Origin of the sequence: Neisseria sp. WLZKY-1 (genome assembly GCF_046546535.1) — a bacterium.
GTDB lineage: Bacteria > Pseudomonadota > Gammaproteobacteria > Burkholderiales > Neisseriaceae > Neisseria.
Genome location: NZ_JBKGTW010000073.1, coordinates 1 through 7,123, shown reverse-complemented (window position 1 = coordinate 7,123; position 7,123 = coordinate 1). Strand labels below are relative to the sequence as shown.

6 protein-coding genes and 1 pseudogene are annotated in these 7,123 nt (G+C 63.3%); 1 reads left to right on the top strand and 6 read right to left on the bottom strand.

The features are described from left to right. From ACLD9W_RS11730 to eno, 6 genes and pseudogenes are all read right to left on the bottom strand, one after another. Positions 1–199: pseudogene (locus tag ACLD9W_RS11730) on the bottom strand (IS5/IS1182 family transposase); the annotation flags it as partial. A 216-nt stretch (positions 200–415) separates the two neighbouring features. Further along, the gene (locus ACLD9W_RS11725; protein WP_410842183.1) at positions 416–1,096 is read right to left on the bottom strand and encodes an OmpA family protein; all 681 of its coding nucleotides are present in this window, start codon (positions 1,094–1,096) and stop codon (positions 416–418) included. 104 nt (positions 1,097–1,200) lie between these two features. Continuing rightward, positions 1,201–2,034 carry a YoaK family protein gene (locus tag ACLD9W_RS11720; RefSeq protein WP_410842182.1) on the bottom strand — a complete coding sequence of 278 codons (834 nt, stop codon included), beginning with the start codon at positions 2,032–2,034 and terminating at the stop codon, positions 1,201–1,203. Positions 2,035–2,128: 94 nt separating this feature from the next. After that, a complete protein-coding gene (locus ACLD9W_RS11715) occupies positions 2,129–3,388 on the bottom strand; it encodes a glutamate-5-semialdehyde dehydrogenase (RefSeq protein WP_410842181.1) in 1,260 nt (419 codons plus the stop codon). Between the two features lie 116 nt (positions 3,389–3,504). Further along, the gene (ftsB, locus tag ACLD9W_RS11710; RefSeq protein WP_410842180.1) at positions 3,505–3,783 is read right to left on the bottom strand and encodes a cell division protein FtsB; all 279 of its coding nucleotides are present in this window, start codon (positions 3,781–3,783) and stop codon (positions 3,505–3,507) included. Between the two features lie 9 nt (positions 3,784–3,792). Then, positions 3,793–5,079 (bottom strand): phosphopyruvate hydratase, encoded by a 1,287-nt coding sequence (gene eno, locus ACLD9W_RS11705; protein WP_410842179.1) that lies wholly within the window; start codon positions 5,077–5,079, stop codon positions 3,793–3,795. Positions 5,080–5,263: 184 nt separating this feature from the next. Here eno and mnmC point away from each other — a divergent pair, with 184 nt between their 5' ends. After that, positions 5,264–6,832, top strand: coding sequence for an FAD-dependent 5-carboxymethylaminomethyl-2-thiouridine(34) oxidoreductase MnmC (gene mnmC / locus ACLD9W_RS11700; protein ID WP_410842178.1), 1,569 nt, complete (start codon positions 5,264–5,266; stop codon positions 6,830–6,832). The last annotated feature ends 291 nt before the right edge of the window (positions 6,833–7,123 follow it).

The following is a 7,123-nucleotide window of genomic DNA, read 5'->3' as shown; positions in this document are numbered from 1 at the left end:
CCGAGCAGGACGGCTTTGAACATGGATAGCAGTGATAGGCGGGACGGCCGCGGTGGTCTCGAAGGTAACGGGTTCTTTGACGGTTCAGGTACTGTTCGATCGGTTGCCAATCAATCACTTGATCCAACTTCAATAGTGGGAAGCGGTCGATGTGTTTGGCAATCATGGCTTGGGCGGTTTGCCGGAAGAAGGTGCTCATGGAAAATCCCCTAAATGTCTTGGTGGGAATTTAGGGGATTTGGGGGGATTTTGCAAAGGTCTCATATAGTGAAACAACACGAAAATCTACGACGTTGCTGCCTTGTATCTTTCCGTGTTGGTTCACTATACAAAAGGCCGTCTGAAAAACTTTCAGACGGCCTTTGCCGTTTTGGCTGCGCCGAAGCCGCGCTTTCAGACGGCCTCAAACGGCGCTTTACTGTATCTGCTGCTGCGCGGCGCGCACGGCGTTCTGGTCAGGATTGATCAGGATTTCGACGCGGCGGTTTTGCGCGCGGCCTTCGGCTGTGGCATTGGAGGCGACGGGCTGGTGCGAGCCGTGGCCGTAAACGGCGAGGCGGCTGCCGCTGACGCCGCGCGATTGCAGGAAGGTGGCGACGGCTTGGGCGCGGCGCTGCGACAGCGGGTCGTTGATGGCGTCGGAACCTGTGTTGTCGGTGTGGCCGTTGATGGTAAGGGTGGTGTCGGGGTATTGGGTGAGGGTTTGCGCGGCGGCAGCGAGGGCGTTTTGCGCGTTGGTGCTGAGGGTGGCGCTGTTGGTCGGGAAGGTCACGTTTTCGGGCATCACCAGTTTGATCTGGTCGCCGCTGCGCTCGACGTTCACGCCGGTGTTGGCAAGGTTTTCGCGCAGTTTTTTCTCCTGGTAGTCCATGTAGCCGCCGATGCCCGCGCCGATGGCGCCGCAGGCCAGCGCGGAATTGCGCGCGCCTTTGCTGCCGTGGCTCAATGCGCCGATGATGCCGCAGACGGCGGCGCCGCCGAGGCCGAAGGAGGCGGTTTTGCTGGCTTTCTGCGTGCCGTCGGCGTAGGTGATGCAGCCGCTGAGAGCAAGGGATGCGGCAATAGCGGTGACGATGAGAGAGTTAAACAGTTTCATGTGTCGTCCTTTCTAAAATCGGTAATGTAAAGATTGCGGAGCGGCGGAATATAGTCCGAGGGTGCGGGCGGCAGAAGCGGCCTTAACGTGAAATTACCCGCGCTTTACCGTTTGGCGCGTTTTCGCTGCCGCCAGTACATGCGCCAGCGGATTTTGACGTCGTAGCCGACCGAGCCTGCGCCAAACCAGAAAAGAAGGGCGGACACGGGCAGGGTGAAGTGGTAGCCGAGGCGGTGGTAGCCCCAGGCGCCGGTAAAGCCGCCGCAGAGGAAGGCGGCGGCCAGCAGAAGGAGCAGGCGCATTTTGGGTTTGTTGACGCGCACGTCGGGCAGGCGGGGATTGGTGCTGCGGCGGTAGTAGAGGACTTTGGCCAGCTCGATGCCGAGGTCGGTGACGGTGCCAGTCATGTGGGTGGAGCGGATAACGCCGCCGGAGAGGACGGTGAGGACGGTGTTGTGCATGCCCATGATGAAGCACAAAAGCAGCAGGGTGGGCGGGGCGAAGATTTTGCCGTAGTGCGCCAGGGCGACGCCGAGCAGGCCGAACACCAGCAGATAAAAGCTTTCCAGCCACATCGACAGGCCGTAGCCGCTGCGGAAACGCTGGCGTTTCGCCCACAGTATCGTCCAGCTCGAATGCGCCGCGCCCAGCAGGAAGGCGAGCACGCCCGCCAGCATCACCGCCGCGCCTTCCCAGTCGCCGAGAAAGGCGGCGTCGGCCGCGCCGGACATCGCGCCGCTGACGTGTGAGGTATAGCTTTTGACGGCGAAAAAGCCGCCCGCGTTAATCGCGCCGGCAAGAAAGGCCATGATGCCGCACAGGGCGCGGAAACCGGAAACGGTGATTTCGCAGTTGTGCAGGTAGGGTTTGTCGGCCTGCCAGAAGGGCTGGTGGTGGGGGCGGTAGATCGGTTTCTGATGCGGCGGCCGCGCTTGCATGGTGGTCGGATTCGGATGAAGGGTTGTCGGAAAACAGTTTGAGGCCGTCTGAAAAGGCGGGAAACGGGGTTTCAGACGGCCTCTGCGTGCGGACTCAGGTGCGTATCTGCCCGTCGCCTAGCACGATCCATTTTTGCGAGGTGAGGCCGTGCAGGCCGACGGGGCCGCGGACGTGGATTTTGTCGGTGGAAATGCCAATTTCCGCGCCGAGGCCGTATTCGAAGCCGTCGGCGAAGCGGGTGGAGGCGTTGACCATCACGCTGGCCGAATCGACGGCGCGCAGGAACATTTGCGCGCGGCCGAGGTGTTCGGTGACGATGCTGTCGGTGTGGCTGCTGCCGTGGCGGTTGATGTGTTCGACGGCCTCTTGCGCCGAGTCAACGATTTTCACCGACAAAACGGGGGCGAGGTATTCGGTGTCCCAGTCTTCGTCTGAGGCCGTTTGAATGTCGGGCAGAACGGCCAGCGTGCGCGGGCAGCCGCGCAGTTCCACGCCTTTTTCGCGGTAGCGCGCGGCCAGCGGCGGCAGCAGTTCGGCGGCGCGCGCTTCGTGCACCAGCAGGGTTTCCATGGTGTTGCAGGTGCCGTAGCGCGAGGTTTTGGCGTTGAAGGCGATGTTGACGGCTTTTTCGGCGTCGGCGAACTCATCGAGATAAACGTGGCAGATGCCGTCGAGGTGTTTGATAACGGGCACGCGGGCTTCGGCGGCGATGCGCGACACCAGCGATTTGCCGCCGCGCGGGATGACGACGTCGATCAAATCGGGGCTTTGCAGCATGGCGCCGACGCCCTCGCGGCCGGTGTGTTCGATAAAGGCGACGGCGTCGGCGGGCAGGCCGTTTTCGTGCAGCGCCTGACGGATGAGTTTGGCAATCGCGCCGTTGCTGTTCACCGCTTCGCTGCCGCCGCGCAGCACGCAGGCGTTGCCCGATTTCAGGCACAGGGCGGCGGCGTCGGCGGTAACGTTCGGCCGCGATTCGTAGATGATGCCGATTACACCCAGCGGCACGCGCATTTTGCCGATTTGCAGGCCGTTGGGGCGGGTGCGGAATTCATTCATTTCGCCGACGGGATCGGGCAGTGCGGCAATCTGGCGCAGGCCTTCGCGGATGTGGTCTATGCCCGCGTCGGTCAGGCGCAGGCGGTCGAGCATGGCGGCGTCCAGCCCTTTGGCGGCGGCGTTGTCGCAGTCTTGGCGGTTGGCGGCGAGAACGGCGGCGCGGTGTTTGTCGAGCAGCTCGGCGGCACGCAGCAGCACGGCGTTTTTCACCGCGCCGGGGGCGGCGGCCGCCTGAAAATAAGCGGCGCGGGCGGCGGCGGCTTTGGCGCGGACGTAGGCGGCGGTGTCCTGCATGGGGTTCTCCTTTTTTGTCGTTGTGCGTCGTTGTGCAGGATTCGGATAATAAACGAACGAAGGCCGTCTGAAAACGGAAAGGCCGTCTGAAAAGGGTTTTCAGACGGCCTTTAAGGCTATTTGGCGGGCTTGATTAGACGGTAGTAAATCTCGCCCTCTTCGATATAGCCCAAATCGACGCGGGCGATTTCGGCGATGGCTTCGCTGCCTTCCTGCAAGTCGGCCACTTCGGCCGACAGGGCGGCGTTGCGCAGGCGCAAGGCGGCGTTGGCGGTTTGGCGCAGCGCGAGCTGTTTTTCCATTCTGGCCGCGTCCTGATAGCTGCCTTTGCCCGCCCACAGTTTGTATTGGAAGAAGACAAAGGCCGAAATCAGAACAAGGGTCACCCACTTCATCACGCTGCCTTATTTGCCGTTTTGGTAAAACGCGGCGCGGCCGGGGTAGTGCGCGGCTTCGCCCAGCTCTTCTTCGATGCGCAAAAGCTGGTTGTATTTGGCCATGCGGTCGGAGCGCGAGAGCGAGCCGGTTTTGATCTGCATGCAGTTGGTAGCGACGGCCAAATCGGCGATGGTGGAATCTTCGGTTTCACCCGAGCGGTGGCTCATCACGGCGGCGTAGCGATTGCGCTTGGCCAGCTCGACGGCTTTGAGGGTTTCGCTCAGCGTGCCGATTTGGTTCACTTTCACCAGCAGGGCGTTGGCCACGCCCGCTTCGATGCCTTCGGCGAGGATTTTCGGGTTGGTGACGAACAAATCGTCGCCGACAAGCTGCACTTTGCCGCCGAGTTTTTCGGTGAGCAGCTTCCAGCCTGCCCAGTCGTTTTCGTCCATGCCGTCTTCAATGGAGATGATGGGATATTTACCGGCCAGTTTGGCGAGGTAGTCGGCGAACTCTTCGCTTGTCAGGGCGAGTTTTTCGGCGGAGAGGTGGTATTTGCCGTCTTTATAAAATTCGCTGGACGCGCAGTCGAGGGCGAACAGGACGTCTTCGCCGGTTTTGTAGCCTGCGGCTTCAACGGCTTCCTGCATCAGTTGCAGGGCTTCTTCGTGGCTGGCGAGGTTGGGGGCGAAGCCGCCTTCGTCGCCGACGGTGGTGGGATAGCCTTTTTCGTCGCACAGTTTTTTCAGGGCGTGGAACACTTCCGCGCCGCAGCGCAGGGCTTCGCGGAAGGTGGGCGCACCGACGGGCATAATCATGAATTCCTGAATGTCGAGGCTGTTGTTGGCGTGCGCGCCGCCGTTGATAACGTTCATCATCGGCACGGGCATCGCCATCGGGCCGGCGCCGCCGAGATAGCGGTAAAGCGGCAGACCGGCGTCTTCGGCGGCGGCGCGGGCGACGGCCATGGAAACGGCCAGCGTGGCGTTGGCGCCGAGACGGCCTTTGTTGTCCGTGCCGTCGAGCTCGATCATGATTTTGTCGATATAGCTCTGTTCGGAGGCGTCGATGCCGATCAGCGCCTGGGCAATTTCGTTGTTCACATGCTCGACGGCCTGCAACACGCCTTTACCGAGGTAGCGGGTTTTGTCGCCGTCGCGCAGCTCCAAGGCTTCTTTCTGGCCGGTGGACGCGCCGCTGGGCACGGCCGCGCGTCCCATAACGCCGCTTTCCAGCAGCACGTCGCATTCCACGGTGGGGTTGCCGCGCGAGTCGAGGATTTCGCGGGCGAAGATGTCGATGATGGCACTCATGGGGTCTCTCCTAAATGTAAATGGGTTGGAATCGAAACGGATAGCTTTCAAACGGCCGCACGGCAAAAGCCCTGCGGCGAAAAGGCGCGATTATACCCGTTAAGGCCGTCTGAAAACCATGCGCGGCAGCGGTTTTCGCGCAAGGCGGTGTATACTGCCGCCGCCGTATTCGCCAGGAAACCGCATGACCGCCGTTTGGAACGCCCCGCCCCCCGCCGCAGAACTCGTCCGCGCCGCCGAAACACAGCGCCGCCTGATAGTCTGCCTGCCCGATTTCCGTCTGCCCGAATTTGCCGCCTCCGCCGCGCCCTGCGGCAGGGAGCGGCATTTTCTTGCGGCCTGGCCGCAGCAGTCGGCCTGCCTGCAATTTGCCGCGCCCAACATCCTGCGCGGCCTGCTGCCCGATTGCGAGCTGTGGCTGATGCCGCCCGCCTGCGCCGAGCGTCTGCACGAACATTTTTCAGGCGGCCTGCACTGGCAGACCGAGCCCGTGCCGCAAACCGCCGCCACACCGTACAAACCGTGGTACAGGCCGCCTGAAAACCCCGTTTCCCCGCCGGAACACGTTGCCGTCATCGGCGCGGGCATCGCGGGCGCGGCCACGGCCTACGCGCTGGCCTCGCGCGGCGTGCGCGTCACCGTGCTTGAAGCGGGCGCGGCGGCGCAGGCGGGCAGCGGCAACCGCCAGGGTCTGCTCTACGCCAAAATCTCCGCACACGACACCGAACAAACCGAGCTGCTGCTGGGCGGCTACGGCCACAGCCGCCGCCTGCTCGATAAGTTACTGCCCGAACAGGAAAACTGGCAGCCCTGCGGCCTGCTCCACCTCAACCACAACGCCGCCGAAACCCGCCGCAACACACAACTCGCCGCGCAAACCCGCCACGCCCACCTCTACCGCGGCGTCACCGCCGCCGAAGCCTCCGTCATCGCCGGCATCGACATCCTTTCAGACGGCCTCTACTGGCCGCAGGGCGCATGGCTGCACCCCGCCGCGCTGGTTCGCGCCCTGCTCGCCCATCCCGCCATCACCCTTTGCGAACACCAGCCGCTCCTGTCCGCCCAACACCGCGGCGGCGCATGGCACTTGTCCACCCCCGCGCGCACCCTGTCCGCCAGCCACATCGTCTACTGCACTGGTGCCGACAGCCCGCACCTGCCCGCCGTCGCCGCCCTGCCTTGGCAGATGATACGCGGCCAGACCAACCTCGCCGCCGCCACCCCCTACTCAGGCCGTCTGAAAACCGCCCTGTCCGCCGCCAGCTACATCAGCCCCGCATGGCAGGGACAGCACTGCTACGGCGCGAGCTTCACCCCGCACGATGCCGATGCAGACTGGCGCGAGGCCGACGCCGAACACAACCGCCGCGAACTCGAACGCCTGCACCCGCAGCTTGCCGCCTCGCTGCTTGCCGAACCGACCGCCGCAGGCCACGCCGCCGTGCGCTGCGACAGCCCCGACCACCTGCCCACCGTCGGCCGCATCGCCGACTACGCCGCCATGAAGCGCCTGTACGCCAAACTCGCCCACGACAAAAACTACCCGATCGACGCCCCCTGCCCCTGGCTGCCGAACGCCTGGGTCAACGCCGCCCACGGCAGCCGCGGCCTCGCCACCGCCCCCTGGTGCGCCGAACAAACCGCCGCCGAAATCCTCGGCCTGCCGCAACCCTTCTCCCGCCGCCTGCGCGAAGCCCTGCACCCCAACCGCCACATCGTCCGCGCCCTCGTGCGCGGGCACGAAAAGGGATAGGACACAGAGGCCGTCTGAAATGCCTTTCAGACGGCCTGTTTGTAACGTCGGCAAGAGCAAGCATAGCCTGCGTAGGGTGTGTCGCCCCGCGACGCACGCGTTTTCCGAACTTCAAAGGCAGACTGAAAAACCAAAAAGCCGTCTGAAACAGCATGAGAAGATTTCAGACGGCCTCAAATGGCAAAGAACGCGTGCGTGGCAGAGCCACACACCCTTGTATGTTCAAATCAGCGTACCATAGCAACCAAACAGGCCAGTCGCCTCGGAACGCACCCTAGGATTACACCCGCA